This window comes from Paenibacillus glycanilyticus (assembly GCF_051200795.1).
In the GTDB taxonomy this organism is placed as follows: Bacteria; Bacillota; Bacilli; order Paenibacillales; family Paenibacillaceae; genus Pristimantibacillus; species Pristimantibacillus glycanilyticus.
In genome coordinates this window covers 382542-405832 of the sequence record NZ_CP195155.1, presented here as the reverse complement: position 1 = coordinate 405832, position 23291 = coordinate 382542, and the positions used below count along the sequence as shown (strand labels likewise).

18 protein-coding genes are annotated in these 23291 nt (G+C 53.4%); 6 read left to right on the top strand and 12 right to left on the bottom strand.

The window, feature by feature from the left end; genetic code table 11:
• Nucleotides 1-29 precede the first annotated feature (29 nt).
• Nucleotides 30-731 (bottom strand): GntR family transcriptional regulator, encoded by a 702-nt coding sequence (locus ACR9FF_RS01955; protein WP_435168560.1) that lies wholly within the window; start codon nt 729-731, stop codon nt 30-32.
• 399 nt (nt 732-1130) lie between these two features.
• Between ACR9FF_RS01955 and ACR9FF_RS01950 the strand changes: the two genes are divergently transcribed.
• A complete protein-coding gene (locus ACR9FF_RS01950) occupies nt 1131-2321 on the top strand; it encodes an IS256 family transposase (protein WP_317982533.1) in 1191 nt (396 codons plus the stop codon).
• 466 nt (nt 2322-2787) lie between these two features.
• Here the strand turns inward: ACR9FF_RS01950 and ACR9FF_RS01945 are convergent, their stop codons facing one another.
• From ACR9FF_RS01945 to ACR9FF_RS01915, 7 genes are all read right to left on the bottom strand, one after another.
• Nucleotides 2788-3048, bottom strand: coding sequence for a hypothetical protein (locus ACR9FF_RS01945; protein WP_012772333.1), 261 nt, complete (start codon nt 3046-3048; stop codon nt 2788-2790).
• Nucleotides 3049-3274: 226 nt separating this feature from the next.
• The gene (locus tag ACR9FF_RS01940; protein ID WP_127498690.1) at nt 3275-3766 is read right to left on the bottom strand and encodes a hypothetical protein; all 492 of its coding nucleotides are present in this window, start codon (nt 3764-3766) and stop codon (nt 3275-3277) included.
• Nucleotides 3767-3993: 227 nt separating this feature from the next.
• Complete coding sequence (locus ACR9FF_RS01935; protein WP_127498692.1) at nt 3994-4722, bottom strand: polysaccharide deacetylase family protein; 729 nt, start codon at nt 4720-4722, stop codon at nt 3994-3996.
• 66 nt (nt 4723-4788) lie between these two features.
• A complete protein-coding gene (rbsK, locus tag ACR9FF_RS01930) occupies nt 4789-5736 on the bottom strand; it encodes a ribokinase (protein ID WP_248758261.1) in 948 nt (315 codons plus the stop codon).
• Nucleotides 5737-5799: 63 nt separating this feature from the next.
• The gene (locus ACR9FF_RS01925) at nt 5800-6531 is read right to left on the bottom strand and encodes an HAD family hydrolase (protein WP_435168557.1); all 732 of its coding nucleotides are present in this window, start codon (nt 6529-6531) and stop codon (nt 5800-5802) included.
• A gap of 91 nt (nt 6532-6622) precedes the next feature.
• Nucleotides 6623-8407 carry an AAA family ATPase gene (locus ACR9FF_RS01920; RefSeq protein ID WP_435168555.1) on the bottom strand — a complete coding sequence of 595 codons (1785 nt, stop codon included), beginning with the start codon at nt 8405-8407 and terminating at the stop codon, nt 6623-6625.
• 112 nt (nt 8408-8519) lie between these two features.
• Nucleotides 8520-9002: a DUF6530 family protein gene (locus ACR9FF_RS01915; protein ID WP_127498700.1), complete on the bottom strand. Its 483-nt coding sequence runs from the start codon at nt 9000-9002 to the stop codon at nt 8520-8522.
• Between the two features lie 222 nt (nt 9003-9224).
• Here ACR9FF_RS01915 and ACR9FF_RS01910 point away from each other — a divergent pair, with 222 nt between their 5' ends.
• Nucleotides 9225-12974, top strand: coding sequence for a DUF7507 domain-containing protein (locus ACR9FF_RS01910; RefSeq protein ID WP_435168552.1), 3750 nt, complete (start codon nt 9225-9227; stop codon nt 12972-12974).
• 59 nt (nt 12975-13033) lie between these two features.
• On the opposite strand, the gene ACR9FF_RS01905 is transcribed toward ACR9FF_RS01910, so the two are convergent.
• A complete protein-coding gene (locus tag ACR9FF_RS01905; protein WP_308443834.1) occupies nt 13034-13405 on the bottom strand; it encodes a winged helix-turn-helix transcriptional regulator in 372 nt (123 codons plus the stop codon).
• A gap of 174 nt (nt 13406-13579) precedes the next feature.
• Here ACR9FF_RS01905 and ACR9FF_RS01900 point away from each other — a divergent pair, with 174 nt between their 5' ends.
• From ACR9FF_RS01900 to ACR9FF_RS01885, 4 genes are all read left to right on the top strand, one after another.
• Nucleotides 13580-14788: an MFS transporter gene (locus ACR9FF_RS01900; RefSeq protein WP_435168550.1), complete on the top strand. Its 1209-nt coding sequence runs from the start codon at nt 13580-13582 to the stop codon at nt 14786-14788.
• 117 nt (nt 14789-14905) lie between these two features.
• Complete coding sequence (locus tag ACR9FF_RS01895) at nt 14906-15754, top strand: aldo/keto reductase (protein WP_127498707.1); 849 nt, start codon at nt 14906-14908, stop codon at nt 15752-15754.
• A 178-nt stretch (nt 15755-15932) separates the two neighbouring features.
• Nucleotides 15933-16559: a TetR/AcrR family transcriptional regulator gene (locus tag ACR9FF_RS01890; protein WP_435168548.1), complete on the top strand. Its 627-nt coding sequence runs from the start codon at nt 15933-15935 to the stop codon at nt 16557-16559.
• Between the two features lie 33 nt (nt 16560-16592).
• Complete coding sequence (locus ACR9FF_RS01885) at nt 16593-18797, top strand: MMPL family transporter (RefSeq protein WP_435172019.1); 2205 nt, start codon at nt 16593-16595, stop codon at nt 18795-18797.
• An 879-nt stretch (nt 18798-19676) separates the two neighbouring features.
• On the opposite strand, the gene ACR9FF_RS01880 is transcribed toward ACR9FF_RS01885, so the two are convergent.
• The 3 genes from ACR9FF_RS01880 to ACR9FF_RS01870 are packed head-to-tail and all read right to left on the bottom strand — an operon-like array spanning nt 19677 to nt 23286.
• On the bottom strand, nt 19677-20675 hold the full coding sequence (locus ACR9FF_RS01880) for a Rieske 2Fe-2S domain-containing protein (RefSeq protein WP_435168546.1): 999 nt from the start codon (nt 20673-20675) through the stop codon (nt 19677-19679).
• A gap of 17 nt (nt 20676-20692) precedes the next feature.
• The gene (locus ACR9FF_RS01875; protein ID WP_435168544.1) at nt 20693-21727 is read right to left on the bottom strand and encodes a BMP family protein; all 1035 of its coding nucleotides are present in this window, start codon (nt 21725-21727) and stop codon (nt 20693-20695) included.
• 35 nt (nt 21728-21762) lie between these two features.
• On the bottom strand, nt 21763-23286 hold the full coding sequence (locus tag ACR9FF_RS01870) for an ABC transporter ATP-binding protein (RefSeq protein WP_435168542.1): 1524 nt from the start codon (nt 23284-23286) through the stop codon (nt 21763-21765).
• Nucleotides 23287-23291: the final 5 nt, after the last annotated feature.

The window sequence follows — 23291 nt, the reverse complement described above, 5'->3', positions numbered from 1 at the left end:
GTCCTCTCCCAAGGAAATTTGAATTTAATCTAATCGGTAAAATAATCCGGATTCGCCTCCCGCAGCTGCGGAAGCTCTTGGTCCAGCTTGCGGATATGCTGCTCCAGCCGCGCCGCGGCAAGCTGCTCATCCCCGCTTCGTATCGCCTCGAACAGCTGGCGGTGTTCCTCAATGACACGGTCCATATGGCCGAACTGGTCAATGGCCAGGTAACGGGCTCGGTTAAGATGCGCGCGCATGTAATAGATCATCTGCATCAGCGTTTCGTTGCCGGCAATCTCCAGAACCGCGCGGTGAAAAGCCTCGTCGAGCTGCATGAACAACGCGATGTCTTTCGCTTCGGCTGCGGCACGCTGCTGCTCCAATAGCGCTTCGAATGCAGTTCTTTCAGCGGAGCGGTCACGCTCGCCCCATTGGGCTGCGGCCAGACGGAACGCGCCAAGCTCAAGCTGCTCGCGGATAAAACGAGCTTCGCTCACCTTGCGCGCCGAGATGAGGGCGATTCGCGTGCCCCGCTGCGGGAGCACCTCCAGCAGCTGTTCGCTGACAAGCAGCCGGATGGCTTCCCTTATCGGCGTCCGGCTCACTTTCATCGTCTCGGCTAACTCATTTTCGTAAATCATCGTACCCGGCGGCAGCTTGAACGAAACGATGCTCTCCCGGATCGACTCGTAGATCTGATCGCCCAGCGTCTTGCGCTGCTGCGGCTGCAGCGAAGAAATGAAGGTCATCTGCAATCCTCCTTCCGCGTTTTTCTCTTATCTTTACTTTACTTGTATTCTTGTATACAAGTAAAGTCCTAATTTTTAGTACAAGGGGATGGCTGTCGCTCGCGGAGGGATTTTTCCCCTCACCGTCAGCTTCTGCGCACTCTTTCCGCCTACTTTGGGCGATTCCAACCAACCTTAACGATGTCGCACAGCGTTAAGCTTCACGCTTAACCGTTATTTCATTGCCTTAACGATGCCGCGTATCGTTAAGCTCCGCCTTTTTCGCTCTTTCCGCCTACTGTGGGCGATTCCAACGATGACGTAAAATAGTCTGTGTACCAAGATCTGGAGTCTTTCCAGAACGCAAAAAAGTAGGGTATCCTCGGGATTGCGACATCACCAAGAGGAGGACCCTACTCGATGACTAATATACCCGAAAATGCCTTTCATAATCTACTTGAAAATACTGTTACTAAGCTGCTCCAAGAAAAGCTTGAACTGCTCCTTCAAGAAGAAATTAAGAATTACATGACCATTGAAAAACCGACGTCATCCAATAGCCGAAACGGACATTACAAGCGTTCGTTCCAGACGCGCTATGGCACCATTAACGCACTTCGGGTTCCACGTGACCGTAAAGGGACCTTCCAGACGCAACTTTTCGAGCCATACCAGCGCAGAGAAGGATGGTTAGAGGAGGCCATTATTCACATGTACAAAGGTGGTATGAGTACGCGCGAGGTGGCTAAGTTCATCGAAAGTATGTTTGGCACACATTACTCTCCAACAACGGTCAGTAACATTACACAAACGGTTATGGAGGACATTGAAGAGTGGCAAACACGCCCCCTGGAGAAACGCTACTCCGTCCTCTACTTGGATGGTCTCTACGTCAAACTCAAACGTAACACGGTAAGCAGCGAAGCCGTGTACTTAGTGATGGGAATTGATGAGAAAGGAATTCGTCAAATCCTCGGCTTCTACGTTGGCGGTCATGAAAGCTCAAACGGTTGGCGCGAGGTACTTAAAGACCTTAAGAAGCGTGGTGCCACAGATGTATTGCTCGGCGTATTTGATGGCCTACCTGGTCTGGAAGACGCTTTTCGTGAGATCTACCCAATGGCTGATGTTCAGCATTGTGTCGTCCACAAAGTCCGTGCTACTTTCCCAAAAATCCGTATGGCGGATAAGACGGCGTTTCTGAGCGACCTGAAACAAGTCTACACCGCTATGGATAGGGATGTTGCCCTGGCTGTGTTTGACGGCTTCAAAAGTACATGGAGCAAGCGGTATCCAAAGGAAGTGAAGTCGTGGGAAGAGCAGCTTCCAACTTTGCTTACATTCTACAAGTACCCGTCATTAGTCCGAAATGCGATCTACACGACGAATCCGATCGAGCGCATGAACAAAGAACTGCGAAAGCGGCTAAAACCAATGAACAGCCTAACTAACATTGAAGCTGCAGAGAAGATCATTTACTTACAAGCCATTGATTACAACGAGAATTGGTGTGGTAGAGCCGTTCGTGGTTTTAGTGATCCTGGTACCAGAGCTGCGTTTGAAGCCATGTACAGTGAGCGTTACGCAAACAACTCATTTAAAGAAGAATGAGCTCCCGCGCCTTCGCTTGGGCTTTGCCCTCTAGAAGGTCAACAGCTAAATATTCATTTCCATCGTCCCGATGGAAATCCCTACTACACAAACTTCTTGACGCTACCATTCCAACCAACCTTAACGATGTCGCACAGCGTTAAGGTTCACGCTTGACCCTTATTTCATTGCCTTAACGATGCCGCGTATCGTTAAGCTCCGCTTTTTTCGCTCTTTCCGCCTACTGTAGGCGATTCCAACCAACCTTAACGATGTCGCACAGCGTTAAGCTTCACGCTTGACCGTTATTTCATTGCCTTAACGATGCCGCGTATCGTTAAGCTCTCCGTCTCGCCAACTTCTCGCCCATCCGCACCCGCCCCTGACGCTCGATCTCAGGATACCGCACCCTTCTCGCGCATATAAAAAGCCTTAACGATGCCATACATCGTTAAGGCTTGTCCTTCAAATCCACATTCCCTATCGCCTAGCTGAACTCCGTCAGAATCAGGATAAGCGTCAGCGCCGATATGCAAATAATGCCGCCGATAGCCGAGAACAGCATGCTGGCCGTTCTTCCCCGCCTCGCGTCTTCGTAGCTTTGAATAAACAGGACAACGCCCAGCAAAATAACAACCAGGCTAGTTGATAACCGGCTCGGGATCATTCCCGTCACGCCTAGAACAATTAGAACCAGATAGGCCACAGTGGCCGCGTATTTCGTACTTCGCCATCGTTTCAGTCTCATCCCGCACTCAGATCCCCTTTTGCCTGGATTCCACATCGCCAGCTTGTACTCTTAATTATACAGGATATGGAAGGGTTCGGCGACAAAAAAAGGACCAGCAGGCGATCCAAGCTAGACGTTTACTTTAAGCATCTGCTGCCCCGGCAAGCCTCTGCCCTGGGGTCTCTTCGCAGCCTGCTCATTCCGTCGTAGCCGAAGTGCCGCTGATCCTCTGATTTGTAATGCATTAGCCGTAGTAAGTAACGTTCACCGTCGAACCAATCGGCATCAGTTCCTCGGCGTAGTAGCGGATTTTGCTCTTGGCCGTCTCTGTGAAGGGGGAATGGCTGTACGCGGCCAGATGGACCGTTCCGGTACGGACATCGTACCGGTTAAAGGAGACAACAACACCGGCAAACAAATTGTTCAGCACCGCAAACACGGCCGACTGGTCCAGTCTACCCCGCAGCGCCGTCTTCGCAAGCTCCTCGTCAGGCTTTGCGCATGATACCTGATCCGCAGCCGCTTCATTGTACGGCTTCACCGACACGCAAATATCCGGTGACATCCATTCCATCGCATAACGGTGCAGCTTGGCTGCATCCGCTTCGGACAACTGAAGCTGGTCGTCCCATGCATAGATCGTCGCCTTATGATGTCCACAGCTGCGAATGGTGACATATCGAATATGCGGAAAACGTTGTCTGACTGCCTGCTCCCACCAAAGACGAGTTCCCATCGCAATACCACCTTCTCGTGTAAATTGGCCTCCCAACACATTGATAGCGCTTACAATATTGTATGGCTCTCCGTTCAAACTATTCCACTACTAGCAGAATGGTTCAAGCAGAGCAGAGAAGAGTGAGCACACCTTTATCCGGGCCCCTCAAAAATTAGCGGCCGCGTACATAGGTAAAGGGAAAGGTTCGACATCCGCCTTCCCTTTCCCTTCTGCTTCAATCTTCCTCAATATGGATTTAATACACTGTCGCGGTTGTTGATCAGATCGGAGACCGTTACCATCTCGTAGCCTCTTCGCTGGAGCTCCGGCAGAATGATCTTCAGCGCTTCCACCGTCTGCACCGAGCGCGGAACGTAATCGTGGAGCAGAATAATGTCCCCGTTGCGGGCATTGTTCAACACCTTATTCACAATCTTTTGTACGCCCGGGCTGCGCCAGTCGTTCGTATCCTGATGCCAGGACCATAAGACGGTGGTATAGCCGTTTTTCTTGGCGATTGCAAGCATCTGATCGTTATAAAAGCCGCCCGGCGGGCGGAACAATAAGGGCTTTTTGCCGGTCACCTTCTCTAAAGCCTGCTCTGTCTTCACAATTTCGTTCTGCACCGTTTCGTAGGTTTTTTTCTGCAGGAAGTAGTGGTTGAACGTATGGTTCGCTACCTCATGGCCTTCCGCAATTTCCCGTTTAATCGTTTCCGGGAAGCTCTCCACGCGGTTGCCCACAACGAAAAAAGTCGCCTTCGCATGATATTCCTTCAACAGGTCCAGGATCGGTTCCGTTGTGTCCGGATAAGGCCCGTCATCAAACGTTAACGCGATTCTCTTGTTCTCGCCCGGTACTTCCCAAATGATCTCGCCCCGCTTTTCATAGTAGGCTCTGTCTTTGGTTGCCACTGGCGCCGAAAACCCGCATAAAAGCGCTGTGACCGTTACACCTAATACGAATCGTTTCATACCTATGAAGTTACTCCTCCCTGGATGGCATCATAGGTATTATTCCGCAATTGCTCCGCCATATCCCTAACCGGCGAATTCCTTCCCTTGTTCCTTCGCGAACCTTGCCACTTCTTCTTCCGCAGGCATGCCCGTCTGCGCTCCGAATTTCGTAACCGCCAGCGCGGACGCCATCGAGGCATAATCAACCGCGTCACGCAGGTTCCGTCCGGATGCCAGCGCCACGGCCAATGCGGCATTATAACAATCTCCCGCCCCTGTCGTATCAACTACCGGCATTGTATAACCGTTAATCCGAACAAGCTTGCCCTCTTCATCCAAATAAGCCGAACCGCTTGCGCCCAGCGTCGTCACCACGTGAGCGGCTCCAAGCTCCATCATCCGGCGTATAGCCGGCTCCAGCGAATCGCCGTCCGCGCTCATATCCGCATAACCGCTGAGCTCGGTCCGATTCGGCGTAAAATAGTCTACCAGCCCGAACAGCTCTTCAGGCAGCTGCTGCGCCGGCGCAGGGTTCAGCACCACCAGCTTGCCGAGCGCTTTTGCTTTGCGGGCGGCATACAGCACGGTCTCCACCGGAATCTCCAGCTGCAGCAGCACGAGATCCGCTTCCTTCAGCTTGTCCTCGCTGCGGTCGATATCCGCCGGTTCCACAAGTCCGTTCGCCCCCGGAACGACAACAATGCTGTTGTCTCCTTCCGCGACATAGATGGAGGCAATACCGGACGCCGTTCCCTCTACCCGCTTCACGCCGGCAATATCCACGCCGTCCTTCCGAAGGCTGCCGAGCAGCTCTTCTCCAAAGGCATCGTCGCCTACCGCCCCGATCATCACCGTATCGGCGCCAAGGCGCGCTCCGGCTACCGCCTGGTTAGCCCCTTTGCCGCCCGGAATAAAGCGGACGCGCTGGCCGGTAATCGTCTCTCCTACCTGCGGATACGCGCTCGTCTCCACCACGATATCCATATTCAAGCTGCCGATAACGACAAGCTTTGGTCGACGTTGATTCATCATTGATTCCTTCCTTCATCCGTAATTGCGGCATAAACCACAGCATTCTAATCCCGCTCTTCTTTGCTATAACAGCAGCTTGGCCAATTGCTCATAATTTACTGCCGTATGATTCGGCGTATGCTCGCCCGATTCCGGGCTTGCCTCCCGGTGGTTGAACCAGATCACCGACCAGCCCGCTTCGAGTGCGCCAATAACGTCATTGCGCCAAGAGTCGCCGATATAAACGCAGTTCTCCGGCCTAGTCCCGGTTGCTTCGTTCACGTGATGAAATACCCGTAAATCCGGCTTGTCCCAGCCAATCTTGCCGGAGACGAACTGCCGCTCCGGCGGAATGAGATGATCAAGCTCCATCGCCCGGATTTTCCGGAGCTGATGATTCTCGGCGCCGTTCGTCAGCAGACCAACGACATAACCGGCTTTAACCAGCCGTTCAATCAACTCCTTGGCCCCTTCGAACATCGTAATGTTGAACTGGCAGCCAATATAGGCAGCCTGCATAGCGGAGGCCTGCTCCTCGCTGAGCGTGATTCCAAACTCCGCAAGGGCCAGCTCGAACCGCCGCCGGCGCATCAGCTCCGTGCTTGAGCCGCTCTCCATCGCGCCTGCCCCGCCCATCTCGAGCGACAGCATGTCGCTATGGTAACGCATCCGGTGGTAAGCCTCTTCGTAAGGAAAGCCTTCCCGGTCCCCAACAATGGCGATAACCGCCTGACGGAAAGGGGATAAATGATCGTACAGCGTATCGTCTACGTCAAAAAAGACGCCTTTTTTCTCCATGCTTTTCTCTTGTACCATGCTTTAAAATAACCGCTCCTCTCTTGCTATGCCTTTTATTGTACCACCGGAACGATAAAAGACCCAGCCATAACGGCCGGGCCTTCTCACTTCAGGATTCCGGCTCCCCGCTGTCGGGATCGGACTCCGGTTCTTTATGATCTTCCCGCTCCGCCGCTTCCTCGATCGGTTCTGCCTCAGGCTGCACCACCGCCTTAACCGGTGCCGGTGAAGCAGGCGTAACGGTCACTTTCACCTCGGACGGCTCCGGACGCGGCCTGCCATAGAGATCCTGATAGATCCGCTCGATTTCCTCGCCGGTCAGATCACCGTGCAGGAGCAGCTCCTCCGCAATCTTATGCACGAAGTCGGCATGATCGCGGACAAGCTTTTTGACCTGCTGCATCTGATCCTTCAGAAGCTCGTTAATCTGAGGTCGCAGAGACTTCAGGGCATCCATTCGGGATCCGGCGGCCAGGAAGCTGTACAGCTCGTCGCCCATCCCGACCATGCCCAGATAAGCGCCCGCGCTTTCCGTCGCCTGGCGCAGGTCGGAGGTTACGCCGTTCAGCTTCTTGCCGAGGAACTCTTCCTCGACGGCGCGGGCAGCGAGGCAGACCTGAATATGAGCCAGTATCTCGCTGTCGCTCCGGTTATACCGCTCATGCGTCGGCTTCGTAGCCGCAAGCCCAAGCGAGCCGCCGCGCCGGATAATGGTCACCTTCCATACCCGTTCATGCGGCTTGAGCAGGAATTGCGCCACCGCATGCCCGGCTTCGTGGTACGCCACGTTCCTCTTCTCGTCGTCCTTCATGGAACGAAGAGGCTGCTTCAGACCCCATTCATACGTCTCCATCGCGGCGCGGAAGTCCTCGTATCCCGCTTCCTGCGCACCCCGCTGATGGGCAATAACGACGGCTTCATTGACGATATGCTTGATTTGGGCCGGGCTGTATCCGATCGTATCCATCGCGGCCTTCTCCGGCGTAAGCGTAGAGTCGGTTTTTATCTTCATGAGATAGTATCCAAACACGTCAACGCGTCCGTCGTAATCCGGCGAGTCCACCCATAGCTGGCGGTCGAAACGGCCCGGGCGGAGCAAAGCCTGGTCGAGCACATCCGGCAGGTTGGTTGCGGCAATGGTCAGCACCGGCGGTCGTTCCGCTTTCTTCCGCAGCAGGCCAAGCTGGCGCAGGAACTTCTTAAACCTCGAGCTGTCGAGGTTCGGGGGGTCCATCTGCAGGAGCAGCTCGTTCAGAAGCCCGGTGCCGCCGCCCATGCCGAACATGCCGCCCCCACCGCCGCCGCTTTGTCTCGACATGCCGATGGCATCTACCTCGTCGATGAAAATAATGCAGGCTCCGTACATGCGCGCCAGCTTCCGGGCTTTTTTGTAGATCCGCATCACCCTCAGGTTGCCAACGCCAAAAAACATGTTCTGAAAGCTTGGAGCGGAGGCGTACGCAAACGGCACTTGCGCTTCGTTGGCAATGACTTGGGCCAGATAGGACTTGCCTGTTCCCGGCGGTCCGCATAGCAGCAATCCCCGTATGGCCTCGCCGCCCATCTTCTTGAAATCCTTCACGCCTTTCAGCAGGCTGACGATCCGCTTGGCGTTCTCCACGATCTCCGGGTTGCCCCGGTAATCATCCCAAGTGGCGCCGGTCTCCCCGGGCAATACCCAGTAAGTGCGCCCCCTGGACAGAAACCAGAACAAGGCGGCAAACTGAATAATCATGAACAAGATGGCGAACAGCAGCTGAAACAAATAGCTGGAAACAACAAGCGCAGCATTCCAAGCCGTTGGTCCTCCTGACCAGATAAGCGATACGATGATGACGAGGACTACTAGCCTGAGGAGGAATCTACGCCACTTGATCCACTGATAACTCCTCATGGCTTCACTTCCTTTTAAGGTATGCCTTATTCTATGAAATGGCATACCGCCCCATGACTACCATTGCGGGAAGGAAGATTAACGCCGGCTGTCAGAAGGACGAACACAAACCTTAATAGCCAAGCTCCTTCAAAATGCGGGACAACGTGCGCAGACGTTCCCCGTTCAGCTCATCGTCGTCGCTCAGCGCCTGGCTGAACAGCTTGATATCCTGATCGATCTTCTCGTTATCCGTACACACCTCGACGGTCATTGCATCCCCCTGCAGGCCGATGCGGTCAATGACCGGCTTCTCCGGATCGTACAGGTTAGCGTACCGGTAAGATTCTTCGCGAAAATGCTGCATCGAACGGGTGATCAGGATCGCCAGATCCAGCACGCGGTGAAGCGGCAGCTCCTCGGATTGGCGCGACCATTTCTCGCCGGTGTAACGCCATACCTTCGCCGAGATTTCAACCTTGCCTCTGTCGTTCCATTGAGCAAGTCCAAGCGACAGCCCTTTGGCATCCGTATGCTCGGCGTAACGTCCATCCACCTGCTCGTAATTTTCAGAGACGATCACCGGTTTATGCTTTAACGTTGTAGGAATTTTCAATGGTCATTTCCCTCCATATTTGCTCTGGGTTGAGCATGATATTGCCATCTCATCAACTCAGTAAATTACTGATTTAGTAACCTCTAAAAACGAATTATAAGCAATGCATAAAGGATGAGTCAATTATAGACAACCTTTTTTTGAACATCCTCCTCAACCCTATACTATAAATCGGAATACACTCATAAATAGTAACATTTGCTTATTAAGGAGTGAAATGAAATGCCCTTTGTTAACCGTTTTTTTCTAAACGAGACCGGTGGCGCAACCTTTACAGGCAATACCCTCGGGCTTAGCCGCTCGGATACCGTTGCCAAGCCAGGAACAGTTGACAGCATCGGCGCCTTTATTACAACGGATACTTCCGTGCAATACGGCACTTATCCGCCTGGAACGACCAGCAGTTTTCAGCTTAACAGCTCGTCCGCCGTGCTCGTCCTTCCCCCAGGCGCCACCATTCTGTATGCCGAGCTGATCTGGGGAGGCACGTATATTAACAACGGCGTCAATCTGACCGCCTTCATAAACAATCCCGTCAGTTTACGAACCCCATCTGGACTTAACAGCGTTGCACCGGATCCCGCCACGTCCTTCCAGGTTGCATTAAGCAGTACGACTCTTGCTTATGTTCGCTCAGCCGAGGTAACCTCTCTTGTATCCTCCGCAGGAGCGGGCACTTACACAACAGGTGGTGTAGTCGGCACCATCGTCATTCCCGATCCAACGTCCAACCATGCTGGCTGGACGCTTGCCGTCTTTTATCGCGATCCAGCCTCCCCTTTGCGCAATCTTTCTCTGCGCGTCGGCGCCACGGTCATTCAAGCGACATCTGGCCCTGTAGATACCGTGATTACAGGTTTTGCAACCCCTCTCTCCGGCACTCTTAACGGCAGAACGATGATTGGCGCTCAAGAAGGAGATGCGAATAAAACAGGCGACAAGTATCTTTTCGGACCTAGCGTAGGCAGTCTGACTGCCTTGTCTGGCCCCAATAACCTGGCTAACAACTTCTTCGCTTCCCAGATCAATAAGGATGACGGAACGCTTGATACAAGCGGTACCTTTGGCACACGCAATCAGATCAATGGAAATCCGGGAACAAACATCATCGGCGGCAGGCAGGGCTGGGATATTACCAATGTCACCATATCCTCCACGCTGTCCAATGCCCAAACCTCCGCCGTATTCCGTCTGACCACCAATGGAGACGGCTATCTGGTCGATTCCGTCGGTATTCAGGTTGATATTGAGACTCCTCTGCTCGATGTGACCAAGACCTCCACATCTTCAGCAGCAATTGTAGGAGATATTGTTACTTACAATATCTCCATTAAGAACAGCGGACAGGTCGATGCAACCTCCGTCGTTCTGTTCGATACTTCCATTTCTGACACTATGCTTGTACCGGGGAGCGTAAAGGTCAACGGTCAACCGGTGGCCGATGATCCCGTTGTAGGCATCCCAATTGGAACGATTTCAGCGGGCTCGACAATTCCCGTCAGCTTCCAGGTTCTTGTTACCGGCTTGCCCATTCCGCCTTTCCTTAAAGATCAGGCCACGGCGGCCTATACCTTCCAGCCAACACCGGATTCTCCCCCCATCTCGACAGTCGTTCCTTCGGGAATCGTAACCATTCCCGTATTTCAGCCTGCAGTCGAAGTATTCAAATCAGCCGATCTGACTAGCGCCAACATCGGAGATATCATTACGTATACGCTTGAAGTAACTAATACCGGTAATATCGACGTGACCGCCGTTGTGACCGATCCACTTCCCGCAGGAACCAACTTTGTCACGGACAGTGTGTTCGTAAACGATACTAATCGTCCTGGTGCTAATCCTAGCTCGGGTATTAACTTGGGGGTTATAGCCGTCGGACAGCTTGTAACGATCCGCTATCAGCTCCGGGTTGTCTCTGTTCCGCCGGGCAATATCGTGCATAATGCCTTCAACACCGCCTATGAAGCCACTTTACCCGATCAGCGGGTTATTCCCGGCTTCATCGTCTCTAATCCAGTCGACATTCCTGTCTCTTCCCCGGTAATAGACCCGGTCAAAACAGCCAATCTGCCCAGCATTGTGGTGGGGGAGACCGTAACTTATTCAGTTACCTTCACTAATAATAATGCCAGTCCATTAACCAATGTCGTTATAAAAGATAACGTGCCGCCGGGCTCCCAGTTTGTCGTTGACAGCGTTACGGTTAACGGCAACCCAAGCCCTGGTTCCGGCCCGTTAGCAGGCATTCCTGTCGGCACGGTTAACGAGGGAGAGACGGTGCTCGTAACCTTCCAGCTCCTTGCCGTATCTTTGCCGAACCCTCCTGTCCTCAACGATCAGGCAACCGTTACCTTCTCTTCGGGCGGATTTACCGCTTCGTCCATAACGAATGAAGTCAGCATCCCCGTCGTGGAGCCTGGAATATCCCTTGTTAAACGGGCAGGCGTATCTGCGGCTACGGTAGGAGACACGATCAACTATTCCGTGACGGTAACAAATACCGGAAACACAAGCATCATTGCTGACGTGTTTGATCCGCTGAATTCTTTCAGCGCTTTTGTACCAGGAACGGCAAGAGTAAACGGAAACCTAACAGCCGCGGACCCGGTCACCGGCATTTCAACCGGTCCTATCGCTCCAGGCACCGAGGTCATCGTTTCTTACGATGTGCTGCTGGTAGGCCAGCCGCCTGAACAGTTCTATCAGGACCAGGCTAACGCATCCTTCGTATATACCCCTCCTGGCCGTCCCGTTCAGTCCGGCAGCGGTGTATCCAATATCGTTCGGGTAGAAGATCCCCTGTTCGCGGTAGCCATCGACAAATCGGTATCCACCACCTTTGCCCTGGTCGGCCAGAAAATTACCTATACCATATTAGTGACAAATTTAAGTCCAGCCTCTATTACCAACACCGTCGTGACGGACAGCGCACTTTCCGGAGCTGCTGTAGTGGCTGGAAGCACCGCCGTCAACGGCATTCCGGTCCCTGGCGATTTGACCTCCGGCATCCCGATCGGCGCAGTGCCTGCCGGGGCAACAGTCGCCATCACATTCGATGCCGTTGTTACATCCATACCGGAACCGGATGGAGCGATCAACAATTTTGCTTCCGCTGCTTACACCTCCGCCGGCGTCAGCCATACTATCGTATCCAATACCGTCACCGTCACCGTTACTCAACCTTCCGTCACTGCAGCCAAAAAGGCCTTTCAGTCTTATGCCGTTGTAGGGGATTTCATTACGTATGAGGTTACGGTTCGCAACGACGGACCTTATAATGCCGTTGTCACATGGTTCGACATGCTGCCTGAAGGGACGATATTCATCGAAAACAGTTTGACGCTTAACGGATTCTCGGTCCCCGGCGCCGAACGTTACAGAGGAACCGTTATCGGGACGGTAGAGGCGCACTCCACCGCTGTCGTCTTTTTCCTCTTGAAGGTGATCTCCTATCCTTCTTCCGGCATCATCTTTAACCAAGGGAACCTGGTTGTCGATTTTATACTGCCTGACGGCCAGATCATTAGTGAACGTATTTTTACTAATCCGGTAACCGTCACCGTCCTGCCGCCGCCTGTTGTGGTCAAAGCCGTCAATTCAGGGGAAGTATTTGTCGGAGACTCCGTCCTGTATACCGTTACCGTCAGTAATCCAGGCTTATCTCCGATCGACCAGGTCGTACTGAAAGACGTCATCCCGGATGGACTGTCCTTTATTACCGGCAGCGTCATGGTTAACGGAATCAACCATCCTATGGATAATCCTAAGCTAGGTGTGTCGCTTGGGCAGATCGCCGCCAAACAAACCGCACGCCTGTCCTTTGGCGCCATCGCGGTATCCGAGCCTGTCAATCCCCTTACCGTCAACAGCGCATCAATAACCTTTCAGTACGTCGTACCTGACGGTACGCGGAAGCCGGGAACGGCAGATTCCAATCCCGTGGAAGTACTCATCTCGGAGCATGAAGAATAAATCGCAAAAGGACGGGGCAGCTTTCGCTGCTTCCCGTCCTTTTTTGTGTGAATCGATAATTAATCATGCAAATTATTAAGGATGTTATCTTCAAGCACCGCTGCTTTGCTGCCGTATTCCTTGATAATGTGCTGCTCTCCCCAATTGCATAAGGAATCAAGGATCGGGCGCAAACTATCTCCGTATGGCGTAAGCTCGTATTCAACCTTCGGGGGCACCTGATTGTAGACAATCCGGTTCACGATGCCGTCTTCCTCCAGCTCCCTTAACTGCTGGGTCAGCATCTTTTGCGTGATAGAAGGCATAAGCCGCTTAAAGTCGCTTGTTCTTTTCTTGCCGTGCGTCAGATGGCATAAAATCACGCATTTCCACTTGCCCCCGATGACTTCAAGCGTTGCTTCCACGGAGATGTTGTATTTCTTCGGCGGTATTATGGTTGTCTCCATTGCTGATCCTCCCGTTCCATAGGTACTTTTTAGTGCCTATATTACTTTTTAGTATCTATATTACAAAATAGTGCGTACTAGTCACATCGACTGATTACCTCCATAATAGCACTTACCGGCCGAACAATACAACCTTACGAAACGGAGAGTGCAAACGAAATGGTTACAAAACAGAGCCGCACGGCGCTCGCGCTGCTCGCGCTTGCCATCAGCTCTTTTGCCATCGGAACGACGGAGTTCATCAGTGTTGGACTCCTGCCTTTAATCTCGGAAGATCTGGACATATCCGTTACGACAGCGGGTTTATCCGTTACTTTATATGCGGTAGGCGTTACCGTTGGGGCGCCGCTGCTTACCGCCCTGACCTCCAGGGTGCCGCGTAAAACGCTGCTGATCGCCATTATGATCATCTTTATTCTCGGCAACAGCCTTGCGGCAAGCGCGGGCAGCATTGCGATGCTGCTCATCGCCCGCGTGATCTCGTCCTTCTCGCATGGCGTGTTTATGTCGATCGGCTCTACGATCGCCGCGGATCTTGTCCCAGAAGACCGCCGGGCCAGCGCGATTGCGATGATGTTCTCGGGCCTTACGGTCGCTACCGTGACCGGGGTGCCGCTTGGCACGCTGCTTGGGCAGCATATGGGCTGGCGCACCGCTTTTATCGCTATTGCCGTGATTGGCGTCATCGCGCTTATTTCCAATCTGCTGCTTATCCCGAATACCTTGCGCAAGGGTAACCGGACGAAGCTGAGCGAGCCTTTCAAAGTACTGAAGAACGGCCGGCTGCTTCTCGCTTTTGCCATTACGATGCTTGGGTACGGCGGTACGTTTGTCGTCTTCACCTACCTGTCGCCGCTGCTTCATGATATCACCGGGTTTAAAGAGAGCACGATTGCGGGCATTCTGGTTCTGTACGGCGTCGCGATTGCGGTAGGCAATATCATCGGCGGCAAAGCGGCTAACAAAAAGCCTCTGTCGGCTCTGCTTGTGATGTTTATTCTGCAGGCGGTTATTCTGCTGGTATTGACGTTTACGGCGCCTTACGCGGCAGCCGCGTTAGTGACGATTACCTTGATGGGCCTGCTGGCCTTCATGAACGTCCCTGGTCTTCAAATGTATGTCGTTCTGCTCGCGGAACGGTATATGCCAAAATCCATTGATGTCGTCTCTGCCTTGAACATCTCAGCCTTTAACGCCGGAATCGCCATTGGCGCTTACGTCGGCGGTATTATTACCGATGAGCTTGGCTTGATTCACACCCCTTGGATTGGCGCGATTATGGTGCTTGGCGCCGTTGCTCTGACGGCATGGAGCCGCTCCATGGAAAACAAAGATACAAAAGGCAAAGAACTGAAAGCTTCGGCTTAAACGAGAACTTATCCGTGTGACCAAACATTAGGTCCATGCTTTCGAAGCATGAATCATCACAAATGGCCTTTATTTAAGGCCATTTGGGTGATAATTCATTTTAGGAGGATTCCCAACATGACAACAGCAAAACATTTAAACGATAAAGTGATTCTGCAAAACGGCGTAGCGATGCCTTGGCTTGGCCTTGGCGTATTCAAAGTAGAGGATGGCAGCGTCGTGATTCAATCCGTGAAAGACGCGATCAAAAACGGCTACCGCAGCATCGATACGGCGGCTATCTACGATAACGAAACCGGCGTTGGCCAAGCTGTCCGCGAATCGATGGCCGAGCATGGCATTGAAAGAGAAGATTTATTTATCACTTCGAAGGTATGGAACGCCGATCTCGGTTACGAGTCGACGCTTGCGGCTTTCGAGACAAGCCTGAACAAGCTTGGCCTGGACTATCTGGATCTGTACCTGATTCACTGGCCGGTTGAAGGCAAATACAAAGACGCATGGCGCGCTCTCGAGACGCTCTACAAGCAAGGCCGCGTGAAGGCGATTGGCGTGAGCAACTTCCATGTGCATCATCTGCAAGACTTAATGAAGGACGCCGAAGTTATCCCAATGGTTGACCAAGTCGAATACCATCCGATGCTTGCCCAGAATGAACTCCGCGCCTTCACCCGCGAGCATAACATTCAACTGGAAGCATGGTCCCCGCTGATGCAAGGCCAGCTGCTTGATCATCCGGTACTGAGCGGAATCGCAGCCAAGCACGGCAAGTCGGTAGCCCAAGTCATCCTGCGCTGGGATCTGCAAAACGGTGTCGTAACGATTCCGAAATCGATCAAGGAATCCCGCATCATCGAGAACGCCCACGTATTTGATTTCGAGCTGTCCTCCGACGATATGGCCGCAATCGACGCTCTGAACGAAGACCGCCGCGTTGGTCCGGACCCGGACAACTTCGATTTCTGATCATTTGTGAACGGGTTTTGAACAAGACTAGCCAGACGAACCTTTTTTGGTTCATCTGGCTTTTTTTATCTTGCCAATTAATTTATCAAGCGATAAAATAATTTTCGAATCAGTTTATTTATCATATGATAAAATAAAAGGAGGAAACCGTATTTCAAACAGAAGGAGTATTTAAACGATGGCACGCCGAAAAAAACAACCCCTTGACGAAGCAACCCGCTCGATGATTATCCATACCGCGCATGACTTGTTCATGGAGCATGGCTACCGGTCGGTTACGACTCGCCAGATCGCGGAAGCCTGCGGTCTCACGCAGCCCGCCATGTACCATTATTTCGCGGATAAAGAAGCTCTCTATACCGAGGTGCTGCGAGCCGTTACGGAAGAGACAAAAATCGCGATGAACGAGCTTGTCGCAAGCGAAGGCTCGGTAAGAGAACGACTCATCAAGCTCGTCGTTTATATTTTGAACAACATGCCCGATGATCTGAGCCAGATGGAACGGGACATCCGCCAGGAGCTCCGTCCGGAAAACCGGCAGCTCATCAATCAATGGTGGCAGGAATGCTATTTGGTACCCATTGCCTCCCTGTTCGAGGAAGGACAGCAGAAAGGCCATTTGAGAGGAGCGGAGCAGCTCGGACTGGATCCGATCCCTTCAGCTTTTACGCTGTTAAGCATGGTTCAACGCAAGCCGCGCGGAGGCGCCAGCGTCCCCATACCGGCGGAAGCACGGGCGACGCGAACCGTCGATATTTTGCTGTACGGGCTTGCCTCCGATCAAGGAAGAGAAGAAAAGATATAAGGTTTATGTTTATTGATAGGGAGATGAGAAATGATGAACGGATTGAAACGTATAGCGGATGCCGTGAGCGGCAAACGGGGACGATGGATCACTTTGGTGCTGTGGATTGTTATTGTAGGTCTTGCCAATGCCTTTCTGCCGTCGTCGAGCGATCATAAAGACGATGCAGCAGCCAATCTTGTGAGCAGCGCCCCGTCCGTGCAGGCCGATGCCTTAAACGAGCATAACGGCATTCCGGCTATTATCGCCTGGCATAGAGACGCCGGTCTCACCGACGAGGATCTTGGCCAGATCCAGGCTTTATCCAAAAAGCTGGCGGATGAACCGCTGCCGCAGCAGACGGAGTTGCCGCCGCTTCACGAAATGCCGCTGCCGGCGTTAAAAGCGATGGTGTCGGAAGACGGCACGACCTTTCTGCAGACCGTTGTATTCGACAAGAACGCTTCCTCCGACGATCTGAAGATCAGCCTGGAGCAGCTGCAGGCCGATGCGAATGGCATTTTTCCATCCAAGCCGTTTGACGCCGCCCTGAGCGAAGAAGGCCTTGTCGGCCGGATTACCGGACCCGCCGGTATCGGCGTGGACGCCACCTCGCTGTTCAAGGACGCGGACGTGTCCCTTTTGATCGCAACAACGCTGCTTGTGCTCGTTATTCTTTTATTCATTTACCGCTCGCCTATCCTTGCGCTTATCCCGCTGGTCGCGGTTGGCTTCGCTTACGGCTTGACCGGTCCGATTCTCGGCTGGATGGCAGACGAAGGCTGGATCACGTATGATTCGCAGGGTTTATCGATCATGACCGTACTTCTCTTTGGCGCAGGAACGGACTACTGTCTCTTCCTCATTGCCCGCTTCCGCAGCGTGCTGACGGAGGAGTCCAATAAAAAACAAGCCCTGCTCAAAGCACTGGGAGATTCCGGCGGCGCGATTACGATGAGCGGCTTGACCGTAGTGATGTCGCTGCTCGCGTTACTGCTGGCGGAATACGGCGCGATTCACCGGTTCGCGGTGCCGTTCAGCTTGTCCATCCTCATTATGATGATCGCAAGCCTGACGCTTGTACCGGCATTGCTTGCCATTCTCGGCCGCGCCTCCTTCTATCCGTTCGTACCGCGTACGCCGGAAATGCAGGCTGCCCGCGCCGCGCGCAAAAACAAACCGCTGCCCGCGCCAAAGACCAAGCCGGCCTTTGGCATCCGGTTGGGCGAAGCTATTGTGAAACGTCCGAAGACCATCGCGATTTCCACATTAATCGTGCTTGGCATAACGGCAGCTTTTTCGACTCAAATCAAATTTACGTACGACACGCTGTCTTCCTTCCCGAAGGATATGCCTTCCCGCGAAGGCTTCGATTTAATCGGCGAGCACTTCTCCAAGGGAAGCCTGGCGAAGGTACAGGTGCTGGTGAAGACCGATGGCAAGAACCTTCCGCTTGATCAAAAGCTTGGGGAGCTGGCGAATATCAGCAGCGTTTCCGAGCCTGCGGCGAATACGAAGGATTCGAGCATCGTCTCCTATAACGTTGAGCTGGCGATGAACCCGTATTCGATTGAAGCGCTCGACATGATACCGGTGATCCGCTCTGCCGCGGAACAATCGCTATCGGACGCCGGCATTACGGATGCCGCGGATAAAGTATGGATTGCGGGCGCGACAGCCGAGCAGTACGATACCCGTCATGAAACAACGAATGATGCCTATCGAATCATTCCCGTTATTATCGGGATGATCGCCTTGCTCCTGCTGCTCTACCTGCGTTCGTTCGTGGCGATGCTGTACTTGATGGGCACCGTGCTGCTCTCCTACTTCAGCGCCTTGGGCATAGGCTGGCTTGTCGTCCATTACCTGTTCGGCGCCGAAGCGATTCAAGGTCTGATTCCGCTGTACGCCTTCGTCTTCCTGGTTGCCTTGGGCGAAGACTACAACATCTTTATGGTGTCGAGCATTTGGAAAAAGAGCAAAACGATGCCGCTTAACCGCGCTATCGTAGAAGGCGTTGCACAGACCGGCGGCGTTATTACTTCCGCGGGCATCATTCTGGCGGGTACCTTCGCCGTGCTCGCAACGCTGCCGATTCAGGTGTTGGTGCAGTTCGGCACCGTAACGGCCATCGGAGTTCTGCTCGATACGTTTATCGTCCGCTCCTTCCTCGTGCCGGCACTGACGGTATGGATCGGCAAATGGGTATTCTGGCCGTCGAAGCAAAGAGCCGCTTCCGTTAAGGAAGCGGAACTGTAACCCGCCCGTGCGGGCGGTGACCGCCTTTCCGCTTAACGATGCGCGACATCGTTAAGCTAGCAGCTGAGGTTACTTTTAACGTACTTAACGATGCGTGGCATCGTTAAGCTGGCCTAATCTGCTCCTTTCCACGCGATTCTGGCTGATTTTCAAGTCCTTAACCATGTGTGGCATCGTTAAGGACTAAGCTGGGGCAGTTTTTAACGTGCTTAACGATGCGCCGCATCGTTAAGCTAGCCCCAATCTGCATCTTTCCGTGCGATTCTTGCTGATTTCAAGTCCTTAACGATGCGCGGCATCGTTAAGGACTAAGCTGGGGCAGTTTTTAATGTGCTTAACGATGCGCCGCATCGTTAAGCTAGCCCAATGAGCTCCTTTCCACGCGATTCTGGCTGATTTTCAAGTCCTTAACGATGCGCGGCATCGTTAAGCTAGTAGCTGAGGTTACTTTTAATGTGCTTAACGATGTGCCGCATCGTTAAGCTAGCCTAGGCACCACCATTTCGAGCTATTTCGGCCATTTTCAAGTCCTTAACGATGCGCGGCATCGTTAAGCTAGTGGATGAGGTTACTTTTAATGTGCTTAACGATGTGCCGCATCGTTAAGCTAGCCTAGGCACCACCATTTCGAGCTATTTCGGCCGATTTTCAAGACCTTAACGATGTGCGGCATCGTTAAGCTAGTAGCTGAGGTTACTTTTAATGTGCTTAACGATGCGCGGCATCGTTAAGGACGCCCAATCTGCTCCTTTCCGCGCGTTTCTGGCCGATTTTCAAGACCTTAACGATGCGCAGCATCGTTAAGACCATTAATAAAACAAACAGAGACGACCCCGCCATGCCTTCCGGCTGGCGGGGTCGTCTCTGTTCTCATAGCGGCTACGTTGTGCCAAACGTAACGCCAAGCTCGATGAGCCAGCGGCGGTAGGCGACGGACAGCGAGTCCGCCTTATGATTCAACTCCAGCTGAAGGTCGAGCGGCAGCAATTCCGGCTTCTGCGTTTCGATAATCCACTTATCCTGCTCGAATACGGTGTCTTGGAAGTTGATGAACTGCTCATCCGGCACGTCGAAGCCGTAATTCCGGGAGACGGACATGTAGACGAGACATTCCTTCTCCTCGACCGGGAGCACCGTCAACAGGATCCACAGCGTCTGCCCTGTAGCCGAATCGCGTTTGGACAGCCGGGCCGCAAGCGGACGGAATACTTCCTTCACGTATACATACGTCGTGCCTTCCTCCATCTCGGAGCCGGAATGGGCTACGGGCTGGAAGATCGGAACATCCCCGGTATAGACGCGACCAGGCTCCTTATATACCTTAAAGTCCGGCAGCTCCGCATAGTCCGGGTGACCAAGCAGACCGCCGTGCACAAACATCAGATGGGCAAAATCCGTAAAATTCTCGATAACGCGGGTTCCCGCCGCATGCACCGCGTAAGGCCCGCATGGAAGCGGACGGTATTCGGGATTTTCGAACTCTTCCAAATACGGCAGCTCGCTTGTCGGCTCTCCTAGGCAAACCCATACGAGACCATACTTTTCAACGGCCTGGTATTTGGTCGCTTTCGCCCGCAGCGGAATTTTGTCCGTCTTCGCCTGAGCCGGGATACATACGCATGCGCCGCTGCCGTCATACTTCCAGCCGTGGTAAGGGCAGACCAGCGTCTCCCCCTCCACTCTCCCCTTCGACAGCATGGCACCGCGGTGGATGCACAAGTCGCGCAGCGCATAGACCTGGCCGCTTGCCGCACGGAATACGGCCACCCGCTCGCCCAATACGATAACGGAGACAGGCTCTTCCTTAAGGTCTTTCGCAATAAATACGGGATGCCATTCGTTAAGCAGTACGGTATCTTTTACGGTTGCTGTCAGCATATGAGCCACTCTCCTTGTTATTGGTTGCCGATGACTTTCTCGCCGGATTTCAAAGATTCAACAATGGCATTAATCTTGTCCATAATATCCTTCGAGATTTTATCCTCGAAGCTATGGAATGGAGCCAGATATATCGCGCCGTCCTTAACGCCGAGGAGCTGGGATTCGGCCTTCATCTCGCCTTTTTGAATACGCTCCACGACGACCTTCATCGCTTCCGGATAATCCTGAATGACGCTGGTGACGACCGTATCCGGACCGTTTGGATTCTGGTCCTGGTTCGAGCCGATGGCCAATACGCCTTTTTGCTGCGCTGCCTCGATTCCTCCGAGTCCGGCCTGGTTCGCATTAGTCATGACGACATCGGCTCCTTTCTCGATAAAGGAGATCGCGGTTTCCTTCGCTTTGGCGACATCGCTGTCGCCGCCCATCATCGTAGACAACACTTTAATAGAAGGAACCGTCTCCTTCGCGCCAAGCTCAAAGCCCTTCACCGAATTTGTGATTGGAGGGATATCGGAGCCGCCGATTGCCGCAACCGTGCCCGACTTCGACATCAGGGCAGCAATCGAGCCCATCAGGTAACCTTGCTCGCTGTTGTTCAAGCTGAGGGAAGTGAGATTAGGCTCTTGCGAAACGGTCGAGCTGTTGACGAGAAACCAGGTATCCTTATAATCGGGAGCGATATCCTTCATAATGTCTCCGTACTCAAAGCCGTGACCGATAATAACATCGTAACCGTCATCGGCATAACCGCGGATAAATTCAGCCGCATCGGAGTTGCTTACTTTCTCGGAATAAGCCGTCTCCGCGCCAAGCTCTTCCTTGATCTTCATCAGTCCGGCGTATGCCGTTGCGTTCCAGCCGTTGTCATTGACCGGACCCGGGGTGAGCAAGGCCACCTTCAAGCTTTTGCCGCCGCTGCCTGGTGTCCCGGCATTCCCCGATTCACCGCTGTTCACCGCTTTATTGCTTCCGCAGGCCGCCAATACAACCATCAGTACACACATGCCTAATACCGCCATCGATTTCGCCCATTTCCCCATTCTCATCCTAACCCCTCCAAATTGGAATGATATGTCCCCCTCTATATGGCAAAAGAAGCATTTGGCCGGATCCCCGCCATCAACTGGCCGATGCGATCCCTATCCGCGCTTTCTCTATCCATCGTGCCTAGCAGCTCACCCTTGTACAGCACCGCAATGCGGTCCGACAGCGCCATCACTTCCTCCAGCTCCGTCGAGATAAGCAAAATGGAGCAGCCTTGCTCGCTAGCTTCAAGCAGCCGCTTGTGGACGTATTCCGCCGCGCCGACATCCATTCCGCGCGTAGGCTGCATCGCGACGATAACCTTCGGATTCAGCATCAGCTCACGGGCCAGAATCACCTTCTGCTGATTGCCTCCGGACAGCCTGTCGACCGGAACCGAGGCGCCGGAGGTCTTAATCGCGAAGCTCTTGATCTGCTCCTCCGCGCATTCCCGCATCCTCCTTCTGCTGATGATGCCACCCTTGCTGAATCTGCGCTTCCGGTATTCCTTCGCGATCAGATTCTCCTCTACGCTCATCTGAAGCATAAGCCCTTCCTTATGCCGGTCCTCGGGGATATAAGCGACCCCCTTCTCCTTCATGCTTCGAGGCTGCTGGCGCTGCAGCGTCTCTCCAGCCAATTCGATGATTCCCGCATCCTTGGAACGAAGTCCGAACAGCACCTCGCTCAGCTCGCGCTGCCCGTTGCCGTCTACGCCGGCTATGCCAAAAATCTCTCCCTCCCGGATGCGAAAAGAGATATCCTTAAGGACCGGTACGCCGCTTTCGCTGGCGTGGAGCCCCGTCACCTTCAGACGGTTCGTCTGACTCACGATGCCTGCCTTCCGGACCGGAGCGGCAACATCTCGCCCGACCATCATGCGTGCGAGATCGGCCGGCGTTATGCCGTCAAGACTATGCGTGCCGATCAGCCTGCCAAGCCGGAGCACGGTCACGCGATCGCAAATCTCCCGAATCTCCTGAAGCTTGTGGCTGATGAAAATAATTGTCTTCCCCTGCTCCTTAAGCGTCCGCAGCACCCGGAACAAATCCTTCACCTCCGAAGGTGTCAGCACCGCCGTCGGCTCATCCAGAATAATAAACTCGGCGCCACGGAACAGCGTCTTGATGATTTCCACGCGCTGCTGCTGACCGACCGACAGGTCGCTAACCTTCGCTTCCGGCCGAACATCCAGACCAAAGCGGTCCGACAGCTCCCGAATCTCCGCGCAAGCCTTCTTAAAGCGAAAGAACGGGCTGCGATCCTGCTTCAATCCAAGCAGCACGTTTTCCGCGACCGTCAGCGCCGGAATGAGCATAAAATGCTGATGCACCATCCCAATCCCCGCGCTGCCCGCCTCACGGGGCGATCCAAACCGAACCGGCTTGCCCTTATACAGAATCTCGCCTTCGTCGGGCTCCAGCATGCCCGAGAGCATGTTCATAAGCGTGCTTTTGCCGGCTCCGTTCTCGCCGAGAAGAGCATGAATCTCACCCTGCCGAATGGCGAGATTCAACCGGTCATTCGCCACAAAGGAACCAAAGCGCTTCACTAAACCTCGGATTTCCAAAATCGGCTCCATAAGCT

Excerpts from the sequence above, each read along its gene's own strand:
- ACR9FF_RS01935 (WP_127498692.1), bottom strand. The coding sequence starts at position 4,722 with ATGAAACGATTCGTATTAGGTGTAACGGTCACAGCGCTTTTATGCGGG.
- ACR9FF_RS01945 (WP_012772333.1), bottom strand. The coding sequence starts at position 3,048 with ATGAGACTGAAACGATGGCGAAGTACGAAATACGCGGCCACTGTGGCC.
- ACR9FF_RS01955 (WP_435168560.1), bottom strand. The coding sequence starts at position 731 with ATGACCTTCATTTCTTCGCTGCAGCCGCAGCAGCGCAAGACGCTGGGC.
- ACR9FF_RS01885 (WP_435172019.1), top strand. The coding sequence starts at position 16,593 with ATGAACGGATTGAAACGTATAGCGGATGCCGTGAGCGGCAAACGGGGA.
- ACR9FF_RS01950 (WP_317982533.1), top strand. The coding sequence starts at position 1,131 with ATGACTAATATACCCGAAAATGCCTTTCATAATCTACTTGAAAATACT.
- ACR9FF_RS01875 (WP_435168544.1), bottom strand. The coding sequence starts at position 21,727 with ATGAGAATGGGGAAATGGGCGAAATCGATGGCGGTATTAGGCATGTGT.
- ACR9FF_RS01895 (WP_127498707.1), top strand. The coding sequence starts at position 14,906 with ATGACAACAGCAAAACATTTAAACGATAAAGTGATTCTGCAAAACGGC.
- ACR9FF_RS01870 (WP_435168542.1), bottom strand. The coding sequence starts at position 23,286 with ATGGAGCCGATTTTGGAAATCCGAGGTTTAGTGAAGCGCTTTGGTTCC.
- ACR9FF_RS01925 (WP_435168557.1), bottom strand. The coding sequence starts at position 6,531 with ATGGTACAAGAGAAAAGCATGGAGAAAAAAGGCGTCTTTTTTGACGTA.
- ACR9FF_RS01940 (WP_127498690.1), bottom strand. The coding sequence starts at position 3,766 with ATGGGAACTCGTCTTTGGTGGGAGCAGGCAGTCAGACAACGTTTTCCG.
- ACR9FF_RS01920 (WP_435168555.1), bottom strand. The coding sequence starts at position 8,407 with ATGAGGAGTTATCAGTGGATCAAGTGGCGTAGATTCCTCCTCAGGCTA.
- ACR9FF_RS01890 (WP_435168548.1), top strand. The coding sequence starts at position 15,933 with ATGGCACGCCGAAAAAAACAACCCCTTGACGAAGCAACCCGCTCGATG.
- ACR9FF_RS01910 (WP_435168552.1), top strand. The coding sequence starts at position 9,225 with ATGCCCTTTGTTAACCGTTTTTTTCTAAACGAGACCGGTGGCGCAACC.
- ACR9FF_RS01900 (WP_435168550.1), top strand. The coding sequence starts at position 13,580 with ATGGTTACAAAACAGAGCCGCACGGCGCTCGCGCTGCTCGCGCTTGCC.
- ACR9FF_RS01880 (WP_435168546.1), bottom strand. The coding sequence starts at position 20,675 with ATGCTGACAGCAACCGTAAAAGATACCGTACTGCTTAACGAATGGCAT.
- rbsK (WP_248758261.1), bottom strand. The coding sequence starts at position 5,736 with ATGATGAATCAACGTCGACCAAAGCTTGTCGTTATCGGCAGCTTGAAT.